We start from the raw sequence: 25,734 nt of genomic DNA, 5'->3' as shown, positions 1-25,734 counted from the left end.
TCCTCAGGGGAGCTTGGCCTCGTACCACCGCTGCGAGCGGTTGACGATGTGGACGACCAGCAGCATGACCGGCACCTCGATCAGCACGCCGACCACCGTAGCCAGCGCCGCGCCGGACTGGAAGCCGAACAGGCTGATCGCCGTGGCCACGGCCAATTCAAAGAAGTTACTCGCGCCGATCAGGCTGGACGGCCCCGCCACGCAGTGCGCCACGCCAAGCCGGCGATTGAGCAGGTAGGCGAGACCGGAATTGAAGAAGACCTGGATCAGGATCGGCACCGCCAGCAGCGCGATGACCATCGGCTGGTCGATGATCGCCTTGCCCTGGAAGGCGAACAGCAGCACCAGGGTCAGCAGCAGCGCACTAATAGAGTAGGGGCCAAGGTGTCGGAGCACGCGCTGGAAGTGCGCCGCGCCGCGCGCCAGCAGCAGCTTTCGCGCGATCTGCGCGATGACCACCGGCACCACGATGTACAGGCCGACCGAGGTCAGCAGGGTGTCCCACGGCACCATGATCGACGACAGGCCGAGCAGCAGCGCTACCACCGGCGCGAAGGCCACGATCATGATGCCGTCGTTCAGCGCCACCTGCGACAGCGTGAAATACGGATCGCCTTTGCAGAGCTGGCTCCAGACGAACACCATCGCCGTGCATGGCGCAGCCGCCAGCAGGATCAGGCCGGCCACATAGCTGTCCAGCTGATCGACGGGCAGCAGCGGCGCGAATAAATGCCGCACAAACAGCCAGCCCAGCAGCGCCATCGAGAACGGCTTGACGGCCCAGTTGATAAACAGCGTCACGCCGATGCCGCGCCAGTGCGATTTCACCTGCCCCAGCGCCGTGAAATCGATCTTCAGCAGCATCGGGATGATCATCACCCAGATCAGCACGCCCACGGGCAGGTTGACCTGCGCGTACTCCATGCGCCCGATGGCCTGGAACACGCCGGGCAGCATCTGGCCGAGCGCGATGCCGACCACGATGCACAACGCCACCCAGACGGTGAGATAACGTTCAAAGAATCCTATGGCGGGCGCGGAGGCGGCTCGGGCTGGCGCTGCAATGTCCGGGCTGCTCATCCTTCGGCTCCCTGCAACGGCGGGGTGGCGCAAGCCGCCGTCGGCCCGCACGGATTGCCGCCGCAGCAGTTCTCGGTGAGGAAGCCGATCAGGTCGTTCATGGTTTCGTAGCGGGCGGTGTAGATGACCGACCGTCCGGCCTGCCGGCTGTTGGCGAGGCCGGCCCGGTGCAGCTCCTTCAGATGGAAGGAAAGCGACGAGGCCGGCACATCCAGGAGCGTGGCGATCTGCCCGGCAGGCAGGCCCTCCGGCCCGGCCTGGACCAGCGCGCGGAACACCGCCAGCCGGGAGGCATGGGCGAGGGCGGCCAGCGCTTCGATGATTTGAGAAGATTCCATGATTCGAATGTAGTCGAAATATCGAATCGAAGCAACGCAGTTCTCCCACGTTCCGCCCTGCAAATTAAGGAAATTTCGACCTATAATCATTGACCGCACAACGATTGATCGGGCAATAGAATGACTTCCGCGTCGCAAGAAGGGCAGGGCGCTCCACATACGTCCGGCAACGGGCAAATCCTGCCGTTCCGGGAATCGCTGCTGGCGATGATCGGCATCGCCTTCGTGGTGATGCTTGTGGCGCTGGACCAGACCGTGGTGGCCACCGCGCTGCCGACGGTGGTCGCCGAACTGCAGGGCTTCGAGTACTACGCCTGGGTCGCCACGGCCTACCTGCTGACGTCGGTCGTCACCGTGCCGATCTTCGGCCGGCTGGGCGACTACTACGGCCGCAAGCCCTTCGTGCTGGTGTCGATCGTGGTCTTCCTGGTGGCCTCGGTGCTGTGCGGCATGGCGCCCAGCATGCCGTTCCTCGTGGCGGCGCGCGCCCTGCAGGGCATTGGCGGCGGCATGCTGGTCGGCACCGCCTTCGCCTGTATTCCCGATCTGTTCCCGGACCCGCACGTGCGCCTGCGCTGGCAGGTGATGATGAGCACCGCATTCGGGCTCGCCAATGCCATCGGCCCGTCCATGGGTGGCGTGCTGACCGAATGGTATGGCTGGCGCGCGGTGTTCTATATCAATGTGCCGGTGGGCCTGCTCGGCCTGCTGTTCGCGTGGCGCTACCTGCCGCATCTGCGCCATCAGGCGCACAAGGGGCCGATTCGCGTGGACTGGCTGGGCGCGCTGCTGATCGCGGCGGGGCTCGGTTGCCTCCAGCTCTCGGTGGAATGGCTGCCGGAGCGCGGGCTGGACATCGTGACGATTGGCCTGGCCGTGCTGTCCGTGGCGTCGTTCGTCGGCCTCTGGCAGTGGTCGCACCGCGCGGCGCACCCCCTGCTGCCGCTCGACATGTTCCGCAATCCGGCGCTGGCCTCGCTGTTCGTGCTTGGCGTGCTGGGCGGGTTTGCGATGTTCGCGCTGCTGCTCTACGCGCCGCTGCTGTTCCAGGGCGGGTTTGGTTATTCGCCGAAGGAGGCCGGACTGCTGGTGACGCCGATGGTGGTCTGCATCACCATCGGCAGCATTCTCAATGGCCGCATCATCACGCGCATTCCGGTGCCGAACAGCATGCTTTATGCGGGATTTGCGCTGCTGGCGCTCGCCTGCCTCGGTTTGTCGCAGGCCACGCGCGGCATGCATCACATGGTGCTGCTTGGGACCATGCTGCTGGCCGGCCTCGGGCTCGGCTTCGTGCTGCCGAACCTGACTGTGTTCGCCCAGCAGACGGCCGGCCGCGCCCACCTCGGCATTGCAACAGCGATGTTGCAATCGTTGCGGATGGTAGGCGGCATGGTCGGCACCGCGTTGGTTGGCACGATGGTGACGCGCAGCTATACCGGAGGCGTGGAGCGTGCGTTGCAGGCGGCTGGCGCGTCGGACTGGGCCGGGCGGATGACCGACCCCCAGATCCTGATCGACAAGGTCGCGCAAGCAGAATTGCTGACCAACCTTCAGGAGGCAGGGCACAATGGAGCCCTGCTGCTCGAGCAGGCGCGCCAATCGCTCGTCGGGGCCATCCATCTTGGCTTGCTCGTGGCGGCGATTGCGGCCCTGGTGGGGCTCTGGCGCGTACGCCGGGTCCCGCCGGTGAAGCTGACGCGGGTGCAGGAGCCCGCGATGGCAGCCGACTGATCCGCCTGAGATCACGGCGCCCCCGCGGATGCAAGCGTCCGCCTAAAGGAGATTCGGAGTGGAACTGGAGCGACAAAGCCTGGCCGTACTGCAACAGTTTGGACGCACTTACCGCGCCTATGCGGCGGCGTTCGAGCAGCGCATCGGCCATCCGCTGCCGCGCTGGCGCATCTTGTCCGCGCTGCATGGCCACGATGGCCCCATCGCGCAAAAGCCGCTGGCGGACCGCGTCGGCATGGACCCCGGCGCCCTCACGCGCCAGTTGAAGGCGTTGCAGGAACTGGGCTGGATCGAACGCACCACGAGCGAGCGCGACAATCGCATGACCAATGTCACGCTGACCCCGCTCGGGCGCGATATCGTCGAGCAGGCCCTGCCGCGCCGCTCGACCTTCCTCCAGGACGTGCTGGCCGATGTGTCCGAGACGACCATGCACAACCTCTCCAAGGGTCTGGCGCAGCTCGAGGCAGGCATTGCCGATGCGGCGGCCCGCACCGTGGCCGAGCGCGACGCCGCCTGAGCCGGTCCCCCATCCTTCCGCTATCCCTCTTTCCCGCCCAGCAGCGCCGCAATGGCCAGCGGGTTGGTCGGAAAATACAGATGCACATATGACGCCGTGAGCGAGCCGGTCTGGTAGACCGCCTCGCCCGGCGCGCCATCGCGCGGGGACACCGCCCGCACCGCCGGCGCCAGCGGGGAATCGGTCTTCGAATAGTGGAAGGTGTGGCCGCGCAGGGGTTCTCCGGGTTTGTCCGGCAGACCCGGAAACGTTACGGACTGGTGGCCGATGGCGGCAAGCCGCCGCTGCATCGTCACTGTGCCCGGCAACAGGCCGGCCATCTGGTGGCTGACGCCTTCCTTGTCTACCAACGTATCGAACAGCGCCATCATGCCGCCGCACTCGGCCAGTATCGGCAGGCCGTCCGCATGGGCGCGCCGCAGTGCCGTGCGCATGTCGGCATTGGCCGCGAGCGTGGCGCCGTGCAGCTCCGGATAGCCGCCGGGCAGCCACAGCGCGTCGCACGCGGGCAGCGCGCGGTCGCGCAGCGGCGAGAACCACACCACATCGGCGCCGAGCGCGAACAGCGTGTCCACATTGGCGGGATAGATAAAGCGAAACGCGTCGTCGCGGGCAATCGCCACGGTCTTATGTGCCAGCGGGCGCGGGCCGGGCGCAGCCGGCGGCGCTGGCGCCGGGAAGGGCACAGCGGGCGGCAACTGGCCGATCGGCAAGGCTTCCAGCGCGTCGGCCATGCGGTCGAGGCGCTCGATCAGGTCTGGCAGTTCGTCGGCGCTGAACAGGCCCAGATGGCGCTCGGGCAGGCTCGCCGCCGCGTCGCGCGCCAGCGCACCGGCCCAGCCGATGTCCGCCGGCAGGCTTTCGCGCAGCAGGTCGGCGTGGCGCGCCGTGCCGACCCCGTTGGCCAGTACGCGCATTGGCGGCAGCGGCGCCCCATAGTGCGCCAGCCCGTAGGCCAGCGCGCCGAAGGTCTGCGCCATGGCGCCGGCCTGGATCACGGCCAGCACGGGCAGGCCGAAGCGCCGCGCCACGTCGGCGCTGCTCGGCGTGCCGTCGTGCAGGCCCATCACGCCTTCCACGAGGATCAGGTCGGCCACTTCCGCCGCCTCGGCCAGCCGCGCGCGCGCGTCGGCCTCGCCCGTCATCCAGAGATCGATCGAATGCACCGGCGCGCCGCTGGCCGCCGCCAGCAGCGTCGGGTCGAGGAAGTCCGGGCCAGTCTTGAATACGCGGACGGTGCGGCCCTGGCGGGCATGCAGCCGGGCCAGCGCGGCCGTGACGGTGGTCTTGCCTTGCCCGGAAGCCGGGGCGGCCACGAGCAGGGCGGGCACGGCGCGGCCGGGGGTGCCGGGGGACGGCGGGGTGGTTGTGGCAGTTGTGGCGGGATGGTGTTCGGGCATGTCGGTAGGTGGCGCATGACAACGGTGTCATACGGCGAAATCGATTATAGCGAGCGGTCGCGATGGCAATGGCTTCGGTTTTGCTTCGGTCTTGCTTCAGTTTGGACTCAGTGTTGTCTCAGTTTCGCCCTAGGGGCAGGACGACGCCCTGCAGCGCCGCGCATTCGAACAGTTCGCGGTCGTTGCTGACGCCGAGCTTGTGCATCGCGCAGTTCTTTTGCCGGCTGATGGTCTTCACGCTGCGGCACAGCGTGGCGGCGATCTCCGTGACCGTGCGCCCGGTCAGGTATAGCCGCAGGACCTCGGTTTCGCGCGCGGACAGGCGCTGCACGCCGTTGCGCCCGCACGGCAGCATGGTGCGCAGCTCGGTGGGCGCCAGCGCGCGCAGCGCGGACTTGCCGATGTAGGTGAAGCCGCGCTGCGCCCGCGCGATGGCGGTGACGATCTCGGTCAATGGGCAATCCTTGAGCAGCAGGCCATGGACGTGCGCGTCCAGGATCGTGCGCAGGACCAGTGGATTGGTGATCATCGTCAGCACGATGATCGACAGCGCGGGGTAGCGCCGCCGCAGGCTGGTGATCAGCCGCACGCCGTCCAGTTCGGCCGGGCCGGGCATGTGGTAGTCCGTGACCACCACGTCGGGCTGCAGAATTTCCACCTGTTGATGCAGTTCTGTTGCGCTTGCCACTTCCCCGCAGACTTCCCAACCCGTCTGTGTCTGCAAGCACGCGCGGATTGCCGCCGTAATGACGGGATGGTCGTCGGCCAGCAAAATCCTCAATGTCATCCAATGCCTCCTGTGCACATGGGTCCGATACGACTTTTGGCAGGCGTGAAAAAAGGCGCCGCACGCGGGAGGGCGTGCGGCGCAAACACGCAGGCAACTGCGTGCACGCGTGCGCGCGGACCAAACGGGATACGACCCGGCGCACGTCAATGCCCGCTGAGATTAATGCGGACTCCTGCGCAAATGATTTGAGACGATTCGGAAAATGCAGGCGGCTGAGAGCCGGGACTTGCGCGGCAGGGGTTGGCCGGAAAGGAAAGACCCCGCGCGGCGGTTACCGCGCGGGGTCCGAGGGTGTCACGGAGGGTGTCCCGGCGCCGGGGCGCCGGGGGAGGAGCGTCAGGCCACCGCCAGGCGGCGCGGCTCTGGCCGGCCCTGCCGGCGGTTCTCGATGGCGCGGATGGGGTCCCGTAGCACGGCGGCGCCCACGTCCATGATGTCACGCATCGCCACGCGGTCCGGGGTTTGCTCGGCGGTCCAGAACTGGAGCGAGGCCCAGCCCGGGAAACTGCCCGGCGGCGCCAGCAGGCGCGTCTTGCGGTCGCGCGTGACCAGCGGCACGTTGAAGTCGAGTACCGGGCAGATGCCGCCGGCCGCGTGCAGCAGGGTGATCTGCGTGTGCCACGACGGCACCACGGTTTCCCGATGCCCCGGCGTATTGGCCTGCCGCGCCAGGAACGCCCGCAGCGGGCTGCCGGCCTCGCAGTCTTCCTGCAGCAGGATCCAGTCGCTCTCCGCGTCGTCGGGGCCATGGGCGCGCGCGGCGCTGACCAGCCGGCGCGGCGTGGCGAGGATGCTGTGCGGCATCACGCCGTCTGGCACGGTGGCGCCATCCACCACGAAGGCGCAATCGAGCTGACCGGTATCCAGGCTGCCGGCCAGGGAGGCATCGGCAATGACCGGCCGGGTCACAAAACTGTCTTGYGGGAATTGCTCGCACAGCGTGCTGAGGATCTCGGTGATGACCGGATCGCCAATCGACGATGAAAAACCAATGGAAATACGACGTCCGGTGGCACCGGTTTGTGTGCTTTCGGCCAGCGGGCGGACCAGTAGATTCCACTTTGCAAGAATCTGCCTGGCAGTATGCTCGAGCCGCAGCGCATGGGGCGTTGGCTCCAACGTGCCATTGCGCTTGACGAACAGCGCGTCGCCGGTGATCTCGCGCAGCCGCGCGAGGCTATAGGCCACGGTGGGGACACGGCCCTGGGTACAGGCGGCCACCGCGTTGAGGTCCCGATATTCCATCAACAGGACAAAGACGTGCAAAAGCTTGGTGCTGACGTGCCGCATGCTGACTTCTCCCGATCCAGATTGTTGGTTTTATTTTTTGTGGGCACTAAGGAAGTTGCGACTTCCTGCCTGTGTGGTCGCAGCTTGAAAGCGCGTCGGCACCCCCGTGCCGGACCAAGCCGAAACTGCCAGGACTTATGAACTGCTAGAGGGCGGGGAATTGCAAAGTGGTCAAGAGTCGCCCGGGTTACCGAAATCTGCAGTGCATGCCACGGGTTCGCCGCGCGACGCCGAAGCGTTGCATGGCACGTGACGTTAGCAGTGGTCCCCTTCTTCCTCAGGCCGGTTGGCGGCGGCAATGAAATCCGCGCCGATAGTCGCCTGTCCGGGAGCGCGCAGTGGCACTCTTTGCAGGCGTTTCGAAATTTAGTTGGTGCCGAGGAATCTTAATACATCATTTAGCAAACTACTAGGAACTCGGTTCGATCCCTGACACAACAGGGATGCATATCGGGCCTTATGTCCGGACAATCAGACAACGCGAAAGCCGTGCCTGGCGCGCCTTGCAGGGCGATGGCCGACCCGCGTGACCGGCGTTTGCAAGTGTGAGCCAGCAATGTCCGACGGGTTTGAAGCGGCTGTCCGGCAGTGAGTGATGACATGAATTTGTCCAATTTGGAATACCGAAATTTGCGCCATTTCCCTGTCAACATCGGACACGCCTGACACGGACTCGGACCACGCGGGGCACGCGGCCGGGTCGTTAATTTGCTTAACTCGCGCTGCAAAGACACTGAATTCCTTTTGCCCGGGCATTGGGCTACCTTACCGGCAGGGTGGGCTGGCCGCGTGCATGCGCGGGGCGAGCGCTTGGTGCAAGCGGAGGCATTCGGATGAACAGACGCTATTCGGAGGAGCAGATCCGCATGTACCTGGCCGAGGCCGCCAGTGGGGTGCCCGTGCGGGAACTCTGCGCGCGCTATGGTTTCAGCGATGCGTCGTTCTACGGATGGCGTGCGAAGTACGGCCCGGCACGCGAGTCCGATGTGCCGGACGGGCGCCGCATGCGCCAGTTGCAGCAGGAGAACGCGCGTCTTAAGAGTATGCTTGCGGACGCACTGCTCAAGCTCGAGCTGCTGCGCAACCGTACCGGCCGCAATGGCGATGGCAACGGCAAGGACCGCTAGCGCATAGCGCGCGGATCGCCGTTGCCGGGCGCGCGGGCCGGTGTTTTTTATCATCATGGCGATGCATGCGTGCATCGCCGGCAGTTTCCGGAGTTTCCTGGTGAAGAGGTTTTTCGTAGCGTGGGGTGTGGGGTTTGGGTTGTTGATGACAGCGGGCATGGCATGGGCGCAGACGCCGCCGATCGACCCGGGCACGCCGATGATCGCGCCGCCGCCCCCGCGCATGCTCGACCCGGCCACGGCGACGCTCAACGGCGAAGGTGCCACGCCGGGCGTCTCGCAACGCGAGCATTGCCGGCAACTGCTGGACCAGATCAACGGCCTGTCCAAGGAGCCGCAGCAGTGGGAACAGGGCAAGTCGTCCGTGACCACGGCGGATGGCCGCACCTATTCCACGCTGGAACGCGCGCCTGATCGCAAGCGGCTGGAAGAGGCCTATCGTCAGGAGTGCGCGCAGTCGGCCAGGTAGTACCCCCTCGTCCGTCCTCATCCGTCATTGTGGGAGCCAATATGTACCGGTTGCGACGTATTCTGGCGTGGTGCTGTGGATGGATGTTGTTACTCGGCGGCGGGACCGCCTGGGCGCAGGCCAAGCTCGACAATGCGCATCTCGACCAGTTGCTGGCGCCCGTGGCGCTCTATCCGGACGCGCTGTTGTCGCAGGTGCTGATGGCGTCGACCTACCCGGCCGACGTGGCCGCGGCAGCGGAATGGTCGAAGGCCAATGCCAGCCTGTCCGGCGACGCGGCAACCAAGGCGGTGGCCAACGAACAGTGGGACCCGAGCGTGCAGTCGCTCGTCGCCTTCCCGTCCGTGATGGATATGATGGGCCGCCAGCCGCAATGGGTGGACTCGGTGGGCGACGCCTTCCTCGCCCAGCCCGATGATGTGATGGACTCGGTGCAGCGCCTGCGCGTACAGGCCCAGAAAGCCGGCGCGCTGAAGACCACCGAGCAGCAGAAGGTGGTGACACAGCAGTCCGGCGGCACCACCATCGTGCAGATCGAGCCCGCCAATCCGCAAGTGGTCTATGTGCCGACCTACAACCCCACGGTGGTCTACGGCGCGTGGCCCTATCCGGCGTATCCGCCAGCCTACTATCCACCTCCGCCCGGATCGGTCTTCGCCAGCGCCGTGGTGGCGGGCGTGGGCTTTGGCCTGGGCGTGGCCGCGGTCAATTCACTGTGGGGCGGGTTCAACTGGAACTCGCACGACGTGAACATCAACGTCAATCGCTACAACAATATCAATGTGAATCAGCGGCTCGATGTGAACCGCTCGAACGTGAACTGGCAGCACAACCCGGCCAATCGCGGCAACGTGCCGTACAAGAATTCGAACGTGGCGAATCGCTTCGACACGCAGCGGCAGCAGGGGCTGGCGAACCGGCAGGCGGGGCAGGGCGGGCAGCGGCTTGGGCAGGGCGGCCAGGGCGTGCAGGGTGGCCGGCCTACGCCGCAGGCGGGCTCGCGCGATGCCGCGCGTGACCGCGCCGCGCAATCGTTCCAGGGCCGCACGGGCCAGTCGATCGCCGGACACGGGCCGAACGTCAATCGCGGCGGTGGGGGCGGCATGCAGAATCCCCGGCCCGCCGGCGCCGATCGGCAGCGGGCCGATCAGTCCGCCGCGCGCGACCGCGCACGGGACAGCAATCGTAATAGCGCCTTGCGCGATGCCGGCAACGGCGACCGCATGCGGCAGCAGGTGCAGCGCGGCGGGAATGCGGGCGGCTTCCAGCGCGGCGGGAATGCCGGTGGCATGCAACGCGCCAGCCATCCGGCGCAGCGGTCCATGCCGCAACGTGGTGGCGGTGGAGGGGGAGGGGGCGGCGCGCACTTCGGTGGAGGAGGCGGCGGTGGTGGCGGTCATCTTGGACATGGTCGGAGATAAGACATGATGAGAGCGACGTTGTCCGCCACCATGACGCGTATCGTGCGCCGGGTCCTGGGCGCCGCGATGCTGGCCGTGCCGTTGCTGGCGGTGTCCGTGCCGGCGCAGGCGCAGCGGGTCTATCCCTCGCCCGAGGCTGCCTCGGACGCCCTGGGCGACGCCATCGCCCGCAGCGACCATGACGCGCTCAAGGGCGTGCTCGGCCCGAACTACCGGACGCTGCTGCCGCCGCAGGGCGTCGATCAGGAGGATATCTACGAGTTCCTGGCCGCGTGGGCGCGCCACCATGCGGTGGAGCGCGCGGGCGAGGATACGGCGCGCGTGGCGGTGGGGGAGAGCGGCTGGACCTTCCCCGTGCCCATCGTCAAGCGCAAGGCGGGCTGGCAGTTCGATATGCCGGCTGGTCAGCGCGAGGTGCATGTGCGGCGCATCGGCCGCAACGAACTGGTGACGATGGACACGCTGCTCCAGCTGGCGGACGCGCAGCAGCGCTACGCCGAGCTGGCCGGCAATGGCCGCTATGCGGCCCAGCTCGTCAGCAGCCCGGGCAAGACCAACGGGCTCTACTGGCCGTCTTCGTCGGCCGAGAATGACAGCCCGCTGGGCCCCGATGCGCTGGCGATGGGCCCCGACACTCCGCCAAACGAGGCGTTCTACGGCTACCGGTACCGCATCATCGCCGCGCCGAAGGGCAGCAACGCGAAGTTCGCGATCGTCGCGTGGCCGGCCCGCTATGGCGACAGCGGCGTCAACACCTTCATCCTGGACAGCGAGCGCCAGTTTTATGAGCGCGACCTGGGAACAGCCACCGCCAGCCGGGCTGCCGCACTGCGCACATTTTCGCCCGAGGGGTGGACGCGGGTAGCGGAACAGTAGATCCGGTTACTCTGCCGCATCATCTGTCGAACAGGCGCCTATATGGCGCCTTTCTCTTTCTTTTCCTGCTAAACGGCACAACGGTGCGCCCGGGCTCCATGGTAGCTGGCCGCCCTCCGGCAAGGGGAAAACTGTTTCGAAATCTAATGTTGTGCTTTGCAGACAATGCCGCTAATCCATCACGCCGACTATGGTATGCTGCGTCGCACAATAGCGGAGGAGACCCGTTCCTAGATGAGCAGGAGTCTTCATATGGCCAAAAGCCTGTCGACGGACTGGGAAACGCAACTGCGACAAATCGGTCGCACGCAATTCCGGACCGCAAAGCAAATCCGAACATGGCTGGGGCGCCTTGACTTGGCGTCTCCGGCAACCCGCCGCCGCATGCCGGCCCCGGGTGATACCGCGCCGGGTGACCTGCCCGGCACGTGGCAATCCTTGAAGCTCAGCCTCGCCCCATTGCCGGGCGAACTGGTGCCGCAGCTCTCGTATCGTCTCTATATTCCAGCCGGTGCCAAGGGCGCGTTGCCCGTGGTGATGATGCTGCACGGCTGCCAGCAGACGCCGGAAGACCTGGCGGCCGGCACGCGCATGAACGCGCTGGCCGAGCGCGAGGGCTTTATCGTCGCCTATCCGCAGCAGCCGCTGCGGCGCTCGGTACATCGGTGCTGGCAGTGGTTCGACCTCGCCGCCGGCGAAGGCGGGCGCGAGGCGCAGGCCGTGGCGATGCTGATCGACGAACTGGCGAGCCGCCCCGACGTGCGCGCGGACCAGATCTATCTGGCAGGACTTTCCGCCGGGGCGGCGATGGCCGCAGTAGTGGCGCTGCGCTATCCAAGCAAGGTGGCGGCCGTGGGGCTGCATTCGGGCGTGGTGATCGGCGCTGCCGATACGCCCCGGGCCGGGCTCCGGGCAATGCAGCATGGCTCCCAGGCTGAACCGGCCTGGCTGCTCGACGCCGCCGGTGCGGTGCCGGGCGGCCCGGTGATGCCGGCCATCGTGCTGCACGGGCTGGCCGACGAGGCGGTGCACCCGATCAACGGCCGCCTGCTGGCGCGCCAGTTCCTGGCCTACAACCGTCTCGATGACCGCCTGGGCACCACGGCCGCCAATGACGCGCCGCCGGTACCGGATGGCGATTTCCGCGACGCCCGCTTCGGCCGCTGGAATCGCGATCTTGTGCGGCTGGTGGAAGTGGCCGGTCTGGGCCACGCCTGGAGCGGCGGCGACGGCAAGGTGCAATATCACAGCGATACCGGCCCAGACGCCAGCAAGCTGATGTGGCAGTTCTTCCGCGATCACCGACGCGGCGGGGCATAAAAAAACGGGGAAGGCCAGCAGCCTTCCCCGTTTTTCTTTGCGTCGGGAATCGGGACGTCAGTAATCGGGACGTCAGTGCGAACGCTTCCGCACGAACAGCGCCGTCACCACGCCAATCACACACACCGCCACCACGTAATGCGCCGGGGCGAGCGGGTCGTTCTTGAGCATCAGCGTCACTGCCACCGGCGTCAGGCCGCCGAAGATGGCGTAGGCCACGTTGTACGAGAAGGACAGGCCCGAGAACCGCACCTGCGGCGGGAAGGCATGTACCAGCACGTATGGCACGGCACCGATCGAGCCGACGAAGAAGCCGGCCACCGCGTACAGCGGAATCAGCAGGTCTGGGCGCGCGCCAATCGTCGTATAGAGCACATAGGCGCTGATGGCGAGCAGCGTGCCGCCCACCGACAGCGTCAGCCGGGCGCCGAAACGGTCGGCCAGCAGGCCGGCCACGATGCAGCCGACCGACAGGCACAGCGTGGCGATGCTGGTGGCCAGTTGCGCGGTGCGGCCGTCGAAGTGATATGACTTCTGCAGGAAGCCCTGCGTCATCAGGATCACCACCACGATGCCGGCGGACAGCATCCACGTGAGCAGCATCGACACGACTACCGCGCCGCGATGGTCGCGCACGACAGACTTCAGCGGCATTTCGGCGGCGAGTGCCTTGCGCTTCTGGAGTTCGGCGAACACGGGCGTCTCGTGCAGCCAGCGGCGCAGGTACATCGAGCCGATGCCGAACACGCCACCCAGCAGGAAGGGCAGGCGCCAGCCATAGTCATGCAGCTCCGCCGGCGTGAACACGGTGTTCATGCCGGTGGCCACGAGCGAGCCGAGCAGGATGCCGGCGGTCAGGCCCGCCGTGAGCGTGCCGCACGCGTAGCCGATGCGGCGCGGCGGCACGTGCTCCGAGACGAAGACCCAGGCGCCCGGCACCTCGCCGCCGACGGCTGCGCCCTGCAGGATGCGCAGGATCAGCAGCGCGATCGGGGCCAGCAGGCCAATCGTCGCGTAGGTCGGCAGCAGGCCCATCAGCATCGTCGGCACGGACATCAGCAGGATGGACAGCGTGAACATCTTCTTGCGGCCGAGCAGGTCGCCGAAGTGCGCCATGATGATCCCGCCGAGCGGCCGCGCCAGGTAACCGGCGGCAAAAATGCCGTAGGTCTGGAGCTGGCGCAGCCAGTCCGGCACGGAAGGCGGGAAGAACAGCTCGCCAATTACCGTGGCGAAGAAGACGAAAATGATGAAGTCGTAGAACTCGAGCGCGCCACCGAGGGCGGCGAGGGCAAGCGTCTTGTAATCCTGTCCGGTCAGCGGGCGGGCGGCTTGGCCGTCCTGCGCACCCGGTGCCCCGACAGTACTGCTGGTGGTAGGCATGAAATGACTCGCATGGTGAATTCACATGCGAAGCGCGCAACACGGATGACGTGGAGGGGACGGCCGAACGGATGACAGCGCGGAATGGGCAGGCCTGTGGCCGGCGGGTAGGCCGGCGGGGGCGCCACGGGACGCTTCGCAAAGGCGTAAAGATACCAGAACGACCCCTCGCCCATTTGGTTTTGGCCCTGTCGGATTCAAAATCGCCCGTCGGCCTGCCATAATCCGTCACAATAATGCCAAAAGAAGTGAAATCCGGGATACAAAGCGCCATCGGCGAACCATAAAAAGCCGACCAAATTGGCGTGTGGGGTCAAATCTTCTGGGGTGACATGGCTTTCAAGGATTCCATCCAGGCCGCCACCGGGGCGGCCATGGCGACGCCCCGCAGGCGGGTGGCGTTGCGCGTGGCGGGCGGTGCGGTGGCCGCGCTGGCGATTTTCGGACTCGCCGGCTATTTTGGCGGGCCGCCGCTGATCAAATATCTGGTCGAGAAAAACGCGACTGAGGCGCTGGGCCGTAAGGTCACGCTCGGTGCGGCACAGGTGCGGCCGTTCGAGCTGGCCGCGACACTGAACGACCTGACCATCTTCGAGCCGGACGGCAAGACGCCGATGGTGACGCTGGGGCAGATCGAGGCCAATACTTCGGCGGCCTCGGTGTGGCACCTCGCGCCGGTGGTGGACTTCCTCCATATCGACCGGCTGGCCGTGCATGTGGTGCGTAATGCACAAGGGCAGATGAATTTCGCCGATGTGCAGGAGCGCTTCGCCGCGCAGCCGCCCAAGCCGGCGGATAGCAAGCCGGCGCGGTTCTCCGTCAGCAATATCGCGGTGTCCAACACCAGCTTCGTCTACGAGGACAAGGTGCTGGATACGGTGCAGCGCGTGGAGAATTTCACGCTGACGCTGCCGTTCCTCTCCAACCTGCCGCACGACGCCACGATCAACACGCGCCCGACGCTGTTCGCGAAGATCAACGGCACGCCGCTGGCGCTGGCCGGCACCACGCAGCCGTTCGCTGACACGCGCGAGACCAATCTCAACGTCAACCTGGACGGCCTGGAGGTGGCGCGCTATATGGCGTTCGCGCCGCGCCTGAAGGATGCCGAGGTCAAGGGCGGGCTGGTCGATACGCGCCTGAATATCGGGTTCCGGCAGGATAAGGACAAGCAGGACCTGTTCGTCACCGGTACGGTGACCCTGCGCGATGCCGATGTGCGAACCCACGCGGGCGCGGAACTGGTCAAGGCCGGGAAGCTGACCGTGGACGTGGGCCGGCTCGAGCCGCTCGCGCACAAGGTTCAGCTTCGCAGCATCGAGCTGGAAGGTCTGGGTTTGCAGGCCGCTCGGCGCGCCGACGGCACGCTGAACCTCGCCACGGCTTTCCTGCCGGAAGCCGCGAAGACGCCGGCACCTGCCGCCGCCGCGCCCGCTGCGCCCGCCTCCGCCCCGGCCGCTGCCGGCGTGCAGGCGCCACCCAAGGCGGACGAGGTGCCGTGGTCCTATGCCGTGGAGCGCGTGGCGCTCAAGAGTGCGCGGATTGGCTTTGTCGATGAACTCGCGCCGTCTGGCCCCGGCAAGCTCGATCTCGGCCCGATCAACGTGGACGTGGCCGGCCTGGCCAGCACCGGCGACAAGCCGGCGAAGCTCGACGCCACCGTGACCATCGCCGACGGCCAGACGCTCAAGCACACCGGGGAACTGGCGCTGACCCAGGGCACGCTGGCGGGTACGCTCGAATCCACGGGGCTGCGGCCGCAGGGCTTCGCCGCCTGGTGGCCGCGTGCGCTGCGCAGCCAGTTTGGCGATACCGGCATCAATGCCGAACTCCACTACAAGATGGCGTGGTCCCAGCCGGTGTTCCAGTTCACGCTGGAGAAATCGCGGCTGGAACTGTCGCCGGTCTACGTGGCCACGCGYGAGCCGATCGTCCTGCCGGCGACGCCGGCTGCGGCCGAGCGTCCGGCGAATGCCGAACGGCGTGCCGCACGCGCCGAATCGGCTGCCCGAGGCGACAATGCCGGCAACAACGCGGGCAACGGCAGGGGCCGCGGGCTGCGCGCGCCGCGCCGCGCCGCCGATCTGGAGGGCGACAAGCTGCCGCTGGTCCGGGCGGAAAAGCTCGTGCTCGAGAACATCAGCCTCGACCTGGCGCGGCAGAACTTCGAGGCCGGGCAGGTCTCGCTCGTGAAGCCGCAGATCGCCGCCACGCGCGACTTTCACGGCGAACTGCTGGAAATGGCCCGCATCTGGGCGGTGGAATCCGCCGAGCAGAAGGCGGCGCCGGCCAGGCCGGCTGTCCCGACGACTTCGGCTGCGCCCGCTGCCGGCGCCACGAATGGCCGCAACAGCGCCGCCGCCCCGCCGGGCTGGAAAGTCCGTCTGGGCAAGGTGTCGGTCGAAGGGGGCGCCGCGCGGCTGGCGGACTACGCGCCGGCCGAGGGCAATCGTGGCCGGCCGGTCATCCATCAATTCCGCAATATCGGCCTGACCACGGGCACCGTGACGTGGCCGCTCGCGGCCGGCGCGATGCCGATGAAGCTGTACGCGGAGAGTGGCCGCAAAGGCGTGATGAGCCTGGACGGCGATGTCACGCCGACGCTGCCGGCCGCGCAATTGCAGGTGGATTTGCGCGACATCGACATGACATCGCTCCAGCCATACATGGCGGATCGCTTCAACGCGGCGCTGCGTAGCGGGTTGCTGTCGGTGAAGGGCAAACTCGGTGTGGTGGCGCCAACCGGCAAGCCGATCGCGGCGCGCTTCAACGGCAACGTGCTGGCCGGCAACGTCCGCACCGTGGACCGCATCAGCGGCGAGGACTTCCTGCGCTGGCGCGCGCTGGCCGTGACGGGCGTCGACTTCAATATGGACGAGGCCAAGGGGCCGCTGCAACTGGGGATCAACAGCGTGGCGCTGTCCGATTTCTATGCGCGCGTGATCCTCAACGCCAATGGCCGGCTCAACCTGCAGGACGTAATGGCCGGCGGCGCGGAGAAGGGCGAGGCGGCGCCCTCCACGAGCCTGACGCAGGCTAACCCCGCTTCGGCGCCCGCGGCCTCCACGCCGGCGGCACAGGCCAAGGCGCCGGCACCCGCAGGCCCGCGTCCGCAGATCCGGCTCGGCGGCGTGGCGATCCAGAAGGGCAACATCAATTTCTCGGACTTCTTCGTCAAGCCGAACTACACGGCGAACCTGACCGACATGAAGGGCTCGGTGTCGAAGGTGTCGTCGGCGGACCCCACGCCGGCGGATCTCGTGCTCGACGGCCGGCTCGACGACGACGCGCCGGTCAGCATCAGTGGCAAGATCAATCCGCTCGGCGAGCAACTGTATCTCGACATCGCCGCGAAGGCCGCGGGCGTGGAGCTGACGCGCCTGACGCCCTACGCGGCCAAGTACGCGGGCTACCCGATCACCAAGGGCAAGCTCACGGTGGACGTGGCGTACAAGATCGAGAACGGCAAGCTGGATGCCCGCAACCACCTCTACCTGGATCAGCTGACCTTCGGCGAGCGCGTGGACAGCCCGGACGCGGTGAAGCTGCCGGTGCTGCTGGCCGTGTCGCTGCTGAAGGACCGCAACGGGGTGATCGATGTGAACCTGCCGGTGTCGGGGTCGCTGTCCGATCCCGAGTTCAGCATCGGCGGCGTGATCGTGCGCGTGATTGTCAACCTGCTGACCAAGGCCATCACGTCGCCGTTCTCGCTGATTGCCTCGGCGTTTGGTGGCAGTGGCGAGGAACTGGGCTATATCGAGTTCGCGCCAGGTTCCTCCACGCTGACCGATGCCGCACGCGACAAGATCGCCACGGTGGGCAAGGCGCTCAACGACCGACCTTCGCTGCGCCTGGAGATCAGCGGGCGCATCGATCCGGCGACCGATGCCGATGGCGCCCGCCGCGTCTGGCTGGATCAGCGGGTGTCCGAAGCCAAGCAGCGCGAGTTGCGCCGCAGCGCACAAGCCGGTGCGCAGGCGGAAGAGGGCGAGGGCGGCCAGCAGGGCGCGCGGGTGACGGTGTCGCCGCAAGAATATCCGAAGTACGTGGAAGCCGTGTACAAGCGCGAGTCGTTCAAGAAGCCCACCAACTTCATCGGCCTGAACAAGTCCTTGTCCCCGCAGGAGATGGAAAAGCTGCTGCTGGAGCACGCCCCCGTGACCGATACCGAGCTGCGGGCGCTGGCCGACCAGCGCGCGCTGGCCGTCAAGCAGGCGCTGGAACGCGATGGCAAGGTGCCGGACGCGAAACTGTTCCTGACTGCACCGAAGCTGACTGCCGAGGGGATCAAGGACAAAGGCGGACCGAACCGCGTCGACTTCTCGATTCGGCAATGAGGGAGGATGGCCGGACGCCGGGTCCGGTCATCAACGCCCCGTCATCCGGGATGGTGGGGTGGCTCGCGGCAGATGCCCACGCGGCGCCTGCGCTCGCGCGCACAGCGCCGGTAGCGCATCCGGTACGGATGGCTGCAGCGCCAAATGGCGCTCGCGACAGTCACGACGAGCAGCGCCGCCATCAGGGCGGCGAGCAGGGTGAGTGACATCGCGCCTCTCCTTCTCTCTCGCAGAGGCGCCTCGCTGCGTGTCCTGGCTAGATCAGCAGCGGCAGCGCCTCGAGAACCAGCACGCCCAGCAAGACCCCGATGATCGCGCCGGCACAACGGCAACTGATGCGCAGCGCCTTGGCAGCCACCGGAATCGCGCCCATCGCCAGTAGTCCGACGAGCGCCATGGGGATCAGAAATACAAGATCGTGCGCCTGTAGGTGAATCATGGCGGTCTCCTGTCTTGTTTCTTTGTGTTTCCAGTATAGGCCGTGTGTGGCGAATACAAGGCCGCCGCTCTCAGGGTTCACCCGTAGCGTTTGAAACGTGCGTGCAGTGCACGCGACACCCCAGGTATCTCCCAAGAGACTCTGCCCGCCCCAAGGTACGCATATCGGCACGGGCGGCTGCTACGCGTGGGCGCGTGTCCTATGCTGGACTCAGCGCACACCCCGGCGCTGCCGGGCGCTGCGCGTTGGATCGGAATCAATGTTCGACGTAGGAGGACGCCATGGAACTTCACATGCAATCGCACCATTACGTGCGCCGCTTGCCAGACTGGACAGCGGCTGCCGTATCGGGACTCGCAGCCGGCGCGCTGCTGATCGTGCTCGAAATGTTCTGGTCGACGATGGTATCGGGGGTCCATCCATGGGGCACCACGCGCATGATCGCTGCCATCGTGCTGGGGCGGGACGTGCTGCAGACCTCGCTGTTCAGCGTGGGCACGGTGGCCGTGGCCGTCATCATTCACTTCGTGCTGGGCGCGATACTTGGCATGGTGCTGTGCGCGCTCATCGCGCCGTTCCAGCTTGACTCGAGCGTGGGCATGTCGATGCTGGCCGGCGCCGTGTTCGGGCTGGTGGTCTACCTGTTCAACTTCTATGTCATGACGCGAGCCTTTCCGTGGTTCGTGGATGCGCGCGGCTGGCACACGCTGATCGGGCACCTGGTTTTCGGCATGGCCATCGCGCTCTGCTACTGGAAGCTGGAGAGCCGCGACGTATCGCACTAGATCCCTGGCGCGTTTGTGCATCGCCGCACGACGACGCGGCGATGTCGCCTTGCAGTGACCTGAGCCCATGCACTAGTCTTATTCCACCTGCGTGACCTGCGCATCCCTCGCGGTACTGCCTCCGCGTGGAGGAGGGTGGATATGGCGATAGCCATCGCACTCGTCGTCATCGTCGTTGCTTCGGTGCTCTTTCATTTCGTGAGCCCGTGGTGGGCGACGCCGCTCGCGTCCAACTGGAAACAGATGGACGATACGTTGACCATTACGCTGGTCATCACGGGCTTTCTCTTCATCGTCATCAACCTGTTCGTCGGCTACATCGTGTGGCGCTACCGCCATCGCGAGGGGCATCGCGCCGCCTATCAGCCGGAGAACCGCAAGCTGGAGCTATGGCTGATCGGGCTCACGGGCATCGGCATCATTGCGATGCTGGCGCCGGGGCTGATCGTCTACGCCGACTACGTGCGGCCGCCGCGCGACGCGATGGTGGTGGAGGTGGTAGGCCAGCAGTGGCAATGGGCATTTCGCTTTCCCGGGAAGAGCGGGCAACTCGGTACATCCGATCCGCGCTTCGTCACGGCGTCCAATCCGCTCGGGATCAACCCGGACGATCCGCGCGGGCAGGACAACATCGTGGTGGTGGGGCCCGAGGTGCATCTGCCGCTGAACCGGCCGGTGAAGGTGCTGCTGCGCTCGAAGGATGTGCTGCACGATTTCTACGTACCGCCGATTCGCGCGCGCATGAACATGGTGCCGGGCATGGTCACCTCGTTCTGGTTCACGCCAACGCAGGTCGGCAAGTTCGACATCCTCTGCGCGCAGCTGTGTGGCGTGGGGCACTACAACATGCGCGGCCACATGGTCGTGGAGGATCAGGCTTCGTTCGACGCGTGGCTCGCCAAGCAGCAGACCTTCGCGATGACGATGGCCAAGACCGCGCCGCCGATCGCCGCGGCGCCGGGCACGGCGGCAACGCCCACGCCGGAGACCACGGTGGCCTCCGGCACCGACCTCGTCGAGCAGGGCCGCGCGCTGGCGCAGAGCAAGGGCTGCGTGGCGTGCCACAGCGTGGACGGCAAGCCCGGCGTGGGGCCGACGTGGAAGGGGCTGTACGGCAGCACGCAGACGTTTGCCGATGGCAGCAGTGCCTCGGTGGATGACGCGTTCCTGAAGACCGAGATCGTCGATCCGCACGCGCGGCTGGTCAAGGGTTTCGGGCCGCTGATGCCGCCATTGCCGGTCACCGATGCGGAAATCGCCGCGCTGACCGCCTATATCCGTTCGCTCGGCAGCGGCGCGGCCGCCGCGCCGCAGGCGGGCAAGTAACGCGCGGGAGGAGGATGAGATGGCTTACGCCGATGATGCCCACCACGGCCCGCAAACCTTCGGGGCGCGCTACATCTGGAGCCAGGACCACAAGGTGATCGCGGTGCAGTACACCATCGTCGCGATCATCGTGGGGCTGGTCGGCGTCGCGCTGTCCAACCTCATGCGGATGCAGCTGGGCTTCCCGGGCAAGTTCGATTTCATCGACGCCAACCGCTATTACCAGTTCGTCACCATGCACGGCATGATCATGGTGATCTACCTGCTGACGGCGCTGTTCCTGGGTGGCTTTGGCAACTACCTGATCCCGTTGATGGTGGGCGCGCGTGACATGGTGTTCCCCTTCCTCAACATGCTCAGCTTCTGGGTCTATTTCCTGTCGGTGATCGTGCTGCTGGCGAGCTTCTTCGTGCCGGGCGGGCCCACAGGTGCAGGCTGGACGCTTTACCCGCCGCAGGCCATCCTGCCCGGCACGCCTGGCTATGACTGGGGCATCATCCTGATGCTGGTGTCGCTGCTGATCTTCATCGTCGCGGCCACGATGGGCGGCCTGAACTACGTGACCACCGTGCTCCAGGCGCGCACCGAGGGCATGACGCTGCTGCGCATGCCGCTCGCCGTGTGGGGCATCTTCATGGCGACCATCCTCGCGCTGCTGGCGTTTCCGGCGCTGTTCGTCTCGGGCGTGATGATGTTGCTCGACAAGACGCTGCACACGAGTTTCTTCATGCCGGCGATGGTGTCGATGGGGCAGCAGCTCGACTACAAGGGCGGCAGCCCGTTGCTGTTCCAGCACCTGTTCTGGTTCTTCGGGCATCCCGAGGTCTATATCGTGGCGCTGCCGGCCTTCGGCATCGTCTCGGACCTCGTCAGCGTGCATTCGCGCAAGAGCATCTTCGGCTATCGCACGATGGTGTGGGCCATCCTCGCCATCGGCCTGCTTTCCGTGGTGGTGTGGGCGCACCATATGTTCGTCAGCGGCATGAATCCGTACTTCGGCTTCTTCTTCGCCAYGACCACGCTGATCATCGCGGTGCCGACGGCCATCAAGGTCTACAACTGGGTCATCACGCTGTGGCGCGGCGATATCCACTTCTCGGTGCCGATGCTGTTTGCGATTGCCTTTATCAGCACCTTCGTGATCGGCGGGCTGACCGGCCTGTTCCTCGGCAATGTCAGCGTGGATATCCCGCTGTCCAACACCTATTTCGTGGTCGCGCACTTCCACATGGTGATGGGCGTGTCGCCGATCCTGGTGGTGTTTGGCGGCCTCTATCACTGGTATCCCAAGGTGACCGGGCGCATGCTCAACGACACGCTGGGCCATATCCACTTCTGGGTCACCTTCATCGGCACCTACGCCATCTTCTTCCCAATGCACTACCTGGGCGTGCTGGGCATGCCGCGCCGCTACTACGCGTTCGACAACTACAGCTTCATTCCCGAGTCGGCGCACGTGATGAATATGTATATCTCGATCGCCGCGTTCGTGGTGGCCTTCGCACAGTTGCTGTTCGTCTTCAATCTCGCATGGAGCGTGCGGCACGGACGGCCCTCCGGCTCGAATCCCTGGCGCGCGGCATCGCTGGAATGGCAGACGCCGGAGACGCCACCCGTGCATGGCAACTGGGGGCCGCACCAGCCGGTGGTCTATCGCTGGGCTTATGCATACAGCGTGCCGGACGCGCCCGAGGACTTCATCGCCCAGAACGCGCCGCCTGAGGCCGGTGGGCATGAGCCCGAGCCATACGAAAGCAAGGGGGCCGTGGCATGAACGCCGAATCGATCGCCACGCAAGCGCCGTCAGGCGTGTTCCGGGTCTCACGCGAGGGGCCGAACGGCGGCCCCGGCGGGGGCGGCGCCATGCACGACCGCGAGGTGCGCGCGCCCGGCAGCGTTGGCCTGTGGGCGCTTATTGGTGTCGTTACGTCGCTGTTCTCGCTGTTTCTCGTCGCCTTTGCAATGCGGATGGATAGCCCGGACTGGCATCGCGTGGCGCTGCCCTGGCAGGTGTGGCTGTCCACGGGACTGCTGGCTGCAGCCAGCGTGGCGATGCAGGTTTCCACGCGTGCCGCGCGGGCCGGTCAGATGGAGCGGGCGCGCAGGGCACTGCGCCTGGGCGGTCTTGGCGCTGCGGCCTTTGTGGCGTCGCAGCTCTGGGCCTGGCAGGCGCTGTACGCGCTGCACGTGGTGCCGGCCAATAATCCGGCCGGCAGCTTCTTCTACCTGCTCACGGCCATGCATGGCCTGCACGTGGTGGGCGGGCTGGTCGCGTTCGCGTACGTGGCGATGGATCGCGGCAGCGGCACGCGCACCGTGACGCGTATCGGCCTGTGCACCCGGTACTGGCATTTCCTGCTGGCGCTGTGGATTGTGTTGCTAGGGGCGCTGGGCTGGCTGACGCCCGAGATCGTTCGCTACATCTGCGGCACCGCCTAGCGGAGAGGGGGAATACCGATGACCTCGCAAGTTTCGTCGCCCACATCGCCGACTTCACCCACGCCGCCGGCGCACGGCATGGCGGACCATCTGCCGTCCGGCATGAAGGGCCTGCTCGCGGACTGGTCATCGGACCAGATGGCCTTCAAGGTGTCGTGGGGCAAGGCCATGATGTGGATCTTCCTGCTGTCCGACACCTTCATCTTCAGTTGCTTCCTGACCGGCTACATGACCGTGCGGATGTCGACGACGGTGCCGTGGCCCAATCCGAGCGAGGTGTTCGCGCTGGAGATTGCCGGCCGGCAAGTGCCGTTGATCCTGATCGCCATCATGACGTTCGTACTGATCACGAGTAGCGGCACCATGGCGATGGCCGTCAACTTCGCCTACCGGCGCCAGCGCCGCGAGTGCGCAATGTTGATGCTGGCCACGGCGCTCCTCGGAGCATCGTTCGTCGGCATGCAGGCGTTCGAATGGTCGAAGCTGATCCACGAAGGCGTGCGGCCGTGGGGCAACCCGATGGGCGCGGCGCAGTTCGGATCGACGTTCTTCATGATTACCGGCTTCCACGGCTTTCACGTGTCGTGTGGTGTGATCTACCTGCTCGTCATCGCCAACAAGGTGCGGCAGGGGCACTACGACGTGACGGGCAACTACCAGCCCGTGGAGATCGCCGGGCTGTACTGGCACTTCGTGGACCTGGTCTGGGTCTTTATCTTCGCGCTGTTCTATCTCTGGTGAGGCTGGCCATGGCATCGACTCCCACCGCTCCCGATCCGGCCATCGAACCCTCGTCGCATGGCGGGCAGGCCCATCCGATCGGCCTGTACCTGAAGGTCTGGATCCTGTTGTTCATCCTGTCCACGATGTCGTACATGGTGGACTACTTCCACGTGCAAGGCTTCCTGCGCTGGGCGCTGATCCTGATCTTCATGGGGCTGAAGGCGGGGCTGATCGTCGCCGTGTTCATGCACATGGCGTGGGAGCGCATGGCACTGATCTGCGCCATCCTGCTGCCGCCGCTGTGCCTGCTGGTGCTGGTATGGCTGATGGCGGAAGAGGCCGACTACACGTTCCTGACGCGGGGGGTGTTTTTCAAGTAGGGAAGGGCACCTGGATGATCGGTTGCAAAACAAAGGCTGGGTTTCCCCGGCCTTTGTTCTCAGCTTGCGGACGACGCGCGCCCGCTCTTACGCTCAAATCTGCGTAATAAACTTCGTCACCAGATACCCGTCGAACGTCTCCATCCCGCCTTCGCTGCCGATGCCGGAGTCCTTGATGCCGCCGAACGGTGTTTCGGACAGGGCCATGCCGAAGTGGTTGATGTTGACCATGCCGGCTTCCAGGCCGTTGGAGACCAGGTGGGCCGTCTTCAGCGAGTTGGTGAAGACGTACGAGGCCAGGCCGAAGGGCAGGCTGTTGGCGCGGCGCAGGACTTCCTCGGCGTCCTTGAAGCGCGTGACCGGCGCTACCGGGCCGAACGGCTCGTCCACCATCAGCTTGGCGTCGTCGGGCAGGTCCGTCACCACGGTCGGGGCGAAGAAGAAGCCCTTGTCGCCGATGCGTGCGCCGCCGGCCACGATCTTGCCGCCGCGGTGGTTGGCATCGTCGAGGAACTGTTCCATCGATGCGATGCGCCGCTCGTGTGCGAGCGGGCCCATTTGCGTGCCATCGTCGAGGCCGTTGCCGACCTTGATCGAACCGATGACCTCGGTGAAGCGCGCCAGGAACTTGTCGTAGGCTTTTTCCTGGACGTAGAAGCGCGTCGGGGAGACGCACACCTGGCCGGCGTTGCGCAGCTTGAAGCGCGCCAGCATCTCGGCCGCCGGCTCGATGTCGGCATCGTCGAAGACGAGCACCGGTGAATGACCGCCCAGTTCCATCGTCACACGCTTCATATGCGCGCCGGCCAGCGCGGCCAGCTGCTTGCCCACCGGCACGGAGCCCGTGAACGAGATCTTGCGCACGATCGGCGATTCGATCAAGTAGGTCGACACCTCGCTCGGCACGCCCCAGACGATGTTCAGCACGCCCGGGGGCAGGCCGGCGTCATGGAACAGGCGCGCCAGCGCCACTACGGCACTCGGCGAATCCTCCGGGCCTTTCAGGATCAGCGTGCAGCCGGCGCCCAGCGCCGCCACGATCTTGCGGATGGCCTGGTTGAACGGAAAGTTCCACGGCGTGAAGGCGGCGCAGACGCCAATCGGCTCGCGCACGACGATCTGGCGCACGGCCGGGTTGCGCGGCGGAATCACGCGGCCGTAGATCCGGCGGGCTTCCTCGGCATGCCATTCGGCGTGCTCGGCGCAGATCATCACTTCGCCCACGGCCTCGGCCAGCGGTTTGCCCTGGTCCAGCGTGATGTCGCGGCCGATTTCCTTGGCGCGCTGACGCGTCAGTTCTGCCACGCGGCGCAGGATCGCGGAGCGCTCCAGCGGCGAGGTCTTCTTCCACGTCTCGAAAGCGCGCTGCGCCGCGGCCAGGGCGCGATCAAGGTCGCCGCGCGTGGCGTGGGGCAGCTTGCCAAGGACTTCCTGGGTCGCCGGGTTGATGACATCCTGCTCGCGCCGGTCGCCTCCCTTGATGAATTCCCCATCAATATAGAGGGCGAGATCCTGGTACATGCGTGTCTCCTGAGTCGGTCGGGTCGAGAAACCGCA

Annotated in this window: 23 protein-coding genes; 14 read left to right on the top strand and 9 right to left on the bottom strand. The window is 66.2% G+C overall.

Annotation, left to right across the window (positions count from 1 at the left end):
- Positions 1-3: 3 nt before the first annotated feature.
- Both arsB and AC1DFU_RS09915 read right to left on the bottom strand, forming a co-directional pair.
- Positions 4-1,080 (bottom strand): ACR3 family arsenite efflux transporter, encoded by a 1,077-nt coding sequence (gene arsB, locus AC1DFU_RS09920; RefSeq protein ID WP_441593692.1) that lies wholly within the window; start codon positions 1,078-1,080, stop codon positions 4-6.
- Entirely contained in the window at positions 1,077-1,418 is a 342-nt protein-coding gene (locus tag AC1DFU_RS09915; RefSeq protein ID WP_092294437.1) for an ArsR/SmtB family transcription factor, read from the bottom strand. The genes arsB and AC1DFU_RS09915 overlap by 4 nt, the downstream gene beginning before the upstream one ends.
- A gap of 120 nt (positions 1,419-1,538) precedes the next feature.
- Between AC1DFU_RS09915 and AC1DFU_RS09910 the strand changes: the two genes are divergently transcribed.
- Positions 1,539-3,152, top strand: coding sequence for an MFS transporter (locus tag AC1DFU_RS09910; protein WP_477159770.1), 1,614 nt, complete (start codon positions 1,539-1,541; stop codon positions 3,150-3,152).
- 58 nt (positions 3,153-3,210) lie between these two features.
- Positions 3,211-3,672: a MarR family winged helix-turn-helix transcriptional regulator gene (locus tag AC1DFU_RS09905; RefSeq protein WP_092294441.1), complete on the top strand. Its 462-nt coding sequence runs from the start codon at positions 3,211-3,213 to the stop codon at positions 3,670-3,672.
- A 20-nt stretch (positions 3,673-3,692) separates the two neighbouring features.
- Here the strand turns inward: AC1DFU_RS09905 and AC1DFU_RS09900 are convergent, their stop codons facing one another.
- The 3 genes from AC1DFU_RS09900 to AC1DFU_RS09890 form a co-directional block, all read right to left on the bottom strand.
- Entirely contained in the window at positions 3,693-4,994 is a 1,302-nt protein-coding gene (locus AC1DFU_RS09900; protein WP_441593699.1) for a cobyrinic acid a,c-diamide synthase CobB, read from the bottom strand.
- A 196-nt stretch (positions 4,995-5,190) separates the two neighbouring features.
- A complete protein-coding gene (locus tag AC1DFU_RS09895; RefSeq protein WP_092294445.1) occupies positions 5,191-5,859 on the bottom strand; it encodes a response regulator in 669 nt (222 codons plus the stop codon).
- Positions 5,860-6,198: 339 nt separating this feature from the next.
- A complete protein-coding gene (locus AC1DFU_RS09890) occupies positions 6,199-7,152 on the bottom strand; it encodes a LysR family transcriptional regulator (protein WP_092294447.1) in 954 nt (317 codons plus the stop codon).
- Positions 7,153-7,985: 833 nt separating this feature from the next.
- On the opposite strand from AC1DFU_RS09890, the gene AC1DFU_RS09885 reads away from it, so the two are divergent.
- The 5 genes from AC1DFU_RS09885 to AC1DFU_RS09865 all read left to right on the top strand — a co-directional run bounded on the left by AC1DFU_RS09885 (position 7,986) and on the right by AC1DFU_RS09865 (position 12,365).
- Complete coding sequence (locus AC1DFU_RS09885) at positions 7,986-8,279, top strand: transposase (RefSeq protein ID WP_092294449.1); 294 nt, start codon at positions 7,986-7,988, stop codon at positions 8,277-8,279.
- A 157-nt stretch (positions 8,280-8,436) separates the two neighbouring features.
- The gene (locus AC1DFU_RS09880; RefSeq protein ID WP_441593690.1) at positions 8,437-8,748 is read left to right on the top strand and encodes a hypothetical protein; all 312 of its coding nucleotides are present in this window, start codon (positions 8,437-8,439) and stop codon (positions 8,746-8,748) included.
- 41 nt (positions 8,749-8,789) lie between these two features.
- Positions 8,790-10,169, top strand: a complete 1,380-nt coding sequence (locus AC1DFU_RS09875; protein ID WP_441593689.1) for a DUF3300 domain-containing protein — start codon at positions 8,790-8,792, stop codon at positions 10,167-10,169.
- A 3-nt stretch (positions 10,170-10,172) separates the two neighbouring features.
- Positions 10,173-11,045 (top strand): DUF2950 domain-containing protein, encoded by an 873-nt coding sequence (locus AC1DFU_RS09870; protein ID WP_441593688.1) that lies wholly within the window; start codon positions 10,173-10,175, stop codon positions 11,043-11,045.
- Between the two features lie 384 nt (positions 11,046-11,429).
- Positions 11,430-12,365, top strand: coding sequence for an extracellular catalytic domain type 1 short-chain-length polyhydroxyalkanoate depolymerase (locus tag AC1DFU_RS09865; protein ID WP_255370808.1), 936 nt, complete (start codon positions 11,430-11,432; stop codon positions 12,363-12,365).
- A 72-nt stretch (positions 12,366-12,437) separates the two neighbouring features.
- Here AC1DFU_RS09865 and AC1DFU_RS09860 read toward each other — a convergent pair whose 3' ends face one another.
- Positions 12,438-13,748, bottom strand: a complete 1,311-nt coding sequence (locus tag AC1DFU_RS09860) for an MFS transporter (protein WP_092294459.1) — start codon at positions 13,746-13,748, stop codon at positions 12,438-12,440.
- Positions 13,749-14,080: 332 nt separating this feature from the next.
- Between AC1DFU_RS09860 and AC1DFU_RS09855 the strand changes: the two genes are divergently transcribed.
- The gene (locus AC1DFU_RS09855; RefSeq protein ID WP_441593687.1) at positions 14,081-18,085 is read left to right on the top strand and encodes a DUF748 domain-containing protein; all 4,005 of its coding nucleotides are present in this window, start codon (positions 14,081-14,083) and stop codon (positions 18,083-18,085) included.
- 41 nt (positions 18,086-18,126) lie between these two features.
- On the opposite strand, the gene AC1DFU_RS09850 is transcribed toward AC1DFU_RS09855, so the two are convergent.
- Positions 18,127-18,294, bottom strand: coding sequence for a hypothetical protein (locus tag AC1DFU_RS09850; RefSeq protein ID WP_177219909.1), 168 nt, complete (start codon positions 18,292-18,294; stop codon positions 18,127-18,129).
- Positions 18,295-18,341: 47 nt separating this feature from the next.
- On the bottom strand, positions 18,342-18,524 hold the full coding sequence (locus AC1DFU_RS09845; RefSeq protein ID WP_066736414.1) for a hypothetical protein: 183 nt from the start codon (positions 18,522-18,524) through the stop codon (positions 18,342-18,344).
- 281 nt (positions 18,525-18,805) lie between these two features.
- Between AC1DFU_RS09845 and AC1DFU_RS09840 the strand changes: the two genes are divergently transcribed.
- The 6 genes from AC1DFU_RS09840 (at position 18,806) to AC1DFU_RS09815 (ending at position 24,177) form a co-directional block, all read left to right on the top strand.
- Positions 18,806-19,309, top strand: a complete 504-nt coding sequence (locus AC1DFU_RS09840; RefSeq protein WP_092294463.1) for a hypothetical protein — start codon at positions 18,806-18,808, stop codon at positions 19,307-19,309.
- A 141-nt stretch (positions 19,310-19,450) separates the two neighbouring features.
- Complete coding sequence (locus AC1DFU_RS09835; RefSeq protein WP_441593686.1) at positions 19,451-20,635, top strand: c-type cytochrome; 1,185 nt, start codon at positions 19,451-19,453, stop codon at positions 20,633-20,635.
- A gap of 19 nt (positions 20,636-20,654) precedes the next feature.
- Positions 20,655-22,409 (top strand): cytochrome c oxidase subunit I, encoded by a 1,755-nt coding sequence (gene ctaD / locus AC1DFU_RS09830; RefSeq protein ID WP_477159857.1) that lies wholly within the window; start codon positions 20,655-20,657, stop codon positions 22,407-22,409.
- Positions 22,406-23,074 carry a cytochrome c oxidase subunit 3 family protein gene (locus AC1DFU_RS09825; RefSeq protein WP_441593685.1) on the top strand — a complete coding sequence of 223 codons (669 nt, stop codon included), beginning with the start codon at positions 22,406-22,408 and terminating at the stop codon, positions 23,072-23,074. The genes ctaD and AC1DFU_RS09825 overlap by 4 nt, the downstream gene beginning before the upstream one ends.
- Positions 23,075-23,092: 18 nt before the next feature.
- Positions 23,093-23,815: a heme-copper oxidase subunit III family protein gene (locus AC1DFU_RS09820; RefSeq protein WP_092294471.1), complete on the top strand. Its 723-nt coding sequence runs from the start codon at positions 23,093-23,095 to the stop codon at positions 23,813-23,815.
- A gap of 8 nt (positions 23,816-23,823) precedes the next feature.
- Entirely contained in the window at positions 23,824-24,177 is a 354-nt protein-coding gene (locus AC1DFU_RS09815; RefSeq protein ID WP_092294473.1) for a cytochrome C oxidase subunit IV family protein, read from the top strand.
- 93 nt (positions 24,178-24,270) lie between these two features.
- Here the strand turns inward: AC1DFU_RS09815 and AC1DFU_RS09810 are convergent, their stop codons facing one another.
- Positions 24,271-25,698, bottom strand: a complete 1,428-nt coding sequence (locus AC1DFU_RS09810) for an NAD-dependent succinate-semialdehyde dehydrogenase (protein ID WP_092294475.1) — start codon at positions 25,696-25,698, stop codon at positions 24,271-24,273.
- Positions 25,699-25,734: the final 36 nt, after the last annotated feature.

It is taken from the genome of Cupriavidus sp. 10L45, from assembly GCF_056395225.1.
The sequence above is the reverse complement of the archived record's forward strand: the minus strand, read 5'-3'. Positions and strand labels throughout refer to the sequence as shown.

Excerpts from the sequence above, each read along its gene's own strand:
- AC1DFU_RS09865 (WP_255370808.1), top strand. The coding sequence starts at position 11,430 with ATGCCGGCCCCGGGTGATACCGCGCCGGGTGACCTGCCCGGCACGTGG.
- AC1DFU_RS09825 (WP_441593685.1), top strand. The coding sequence starts at position 22,406 with ATGAACGCCGAATCGATCGCCACGCAAGCGCCGTCAGGCGTGTTCCGG.
- AC1DFU_RS09895 (WP_092294445.1), bottom strand. The coding sequence starts at position 5,859 with ATGACATTGAGGATTTTGCTGGCCGACGACCATCCCGTCATTACGGCG.
- AC1DFU_RS09820 (WP_092294471.1), top strand. The coding sequence starts at position 23,093 with ATGACCTCGCAAGTTTCGTCGCCCACATCGCCGACTTCACCCACGCCG.
- AC1DFU_RS09870 (WP_441593688.1), top strand. The coding sequence starts at position 10,173 with ATGATGAGAGCGACGTTGTCCGCCACCATGACGCGTATCGTGCGCCGG.
- AC1DFU_RS09810 (WP_092294475.1), bottom strand. The coding sequence starts at position 25,698 with ATGTACCAGGATCTCGCCCTCTATATTGATGGGGAATTCATCAAGGGA.
- AC1DFU_RS09910 (WP_477159770.1), top strand. The coding sequence starts at position 1,539 with ATGACTTCCGCGTCGCAAGAAGGGCAGGGCGCTCCACATACGTCCGGC.
- AC1DFU_RS09845 (WP_066736414.1), bottom strand. The coding sequence starts at position 18,524 with ATGATTCACCTACAGGCGCACGATCTTGTATTTCTGATCCCCATGGCG.
- AC1DFU_RS09885 (WP_092294449.1), top strand. The coding sequence starts at position 7,986 with ATGAACAGACGCTATTCGGAGGAGCAGATCCGCATGTACCTGGCCGAG.
- AC1DFU_RS09915 (WP_092294437.1), bottom strand. The coding sequence starts at position 1,418 with ATGGAATCTTCTCAAATCATCGAAGCGCTGGCCGCCCTCGCCCATGCC.
- AC1DFU_RS09880 (WP_441593690.1), top strand. The coding sequence starts at position 8,437 with ATGGCATGGGCGCAGACGCCGCCGATCGACCCGGGCACGCCGATGATC.
- arsB (WP_441593692.1), bottom strand. The coding sequence starts at position 1,080 with ATGAGCAGCCCGGACATTGCAGCGCCAGCCCGAGCCGCCTCCGCGCCC.
- AC1DFU_RS09815 (WP_092294473.1), top strand. The coding sequence starts at position 23,824 with ATGGCATCGACTCCCACCGCTCCCGATCCGGCCATCGAACCCTCGTCG.
- AC1DFU_RS09850 (WP_177219909.1), bottom strand. The coding sequence starts at position 18,294 with ATGTCACTCACCCTGCTCGCCGCCCTGATGGCGGCGCTGCTCGTCGTG.
- AC1DFU_RS09860 (WP_092294459.1), bottom strand. The coding sequence starts at position 13,748 with ATGCCTACCACCAGCAGTACTGTCGGGGCACCGGGTGCGCAGGACGGC.
- AC1DFU_RS09835 (WP_441593686.1), top strand. The coding sequence starts at position 19,451 with ATGGCGATAGCCATCGCACTCGTCGTCATCGTCGTTGCTTCGGTGCTC.
- AC1DFU_RS09840 (WP_092294463.1), top strand. The coding sequence starts at position 18,806 with ATGGAACTTCACATGCAATCGCACCATTACGTGCGCCGCTTGCCAGAC.
- AC1DFU_RS09875 (WP_441593689.1), top strand. The coding sequence starts at position 8,790 with ATGTACCGGTTGCGACGTATTCTGGCGTGGTGCTGTGGATGGATGTTG.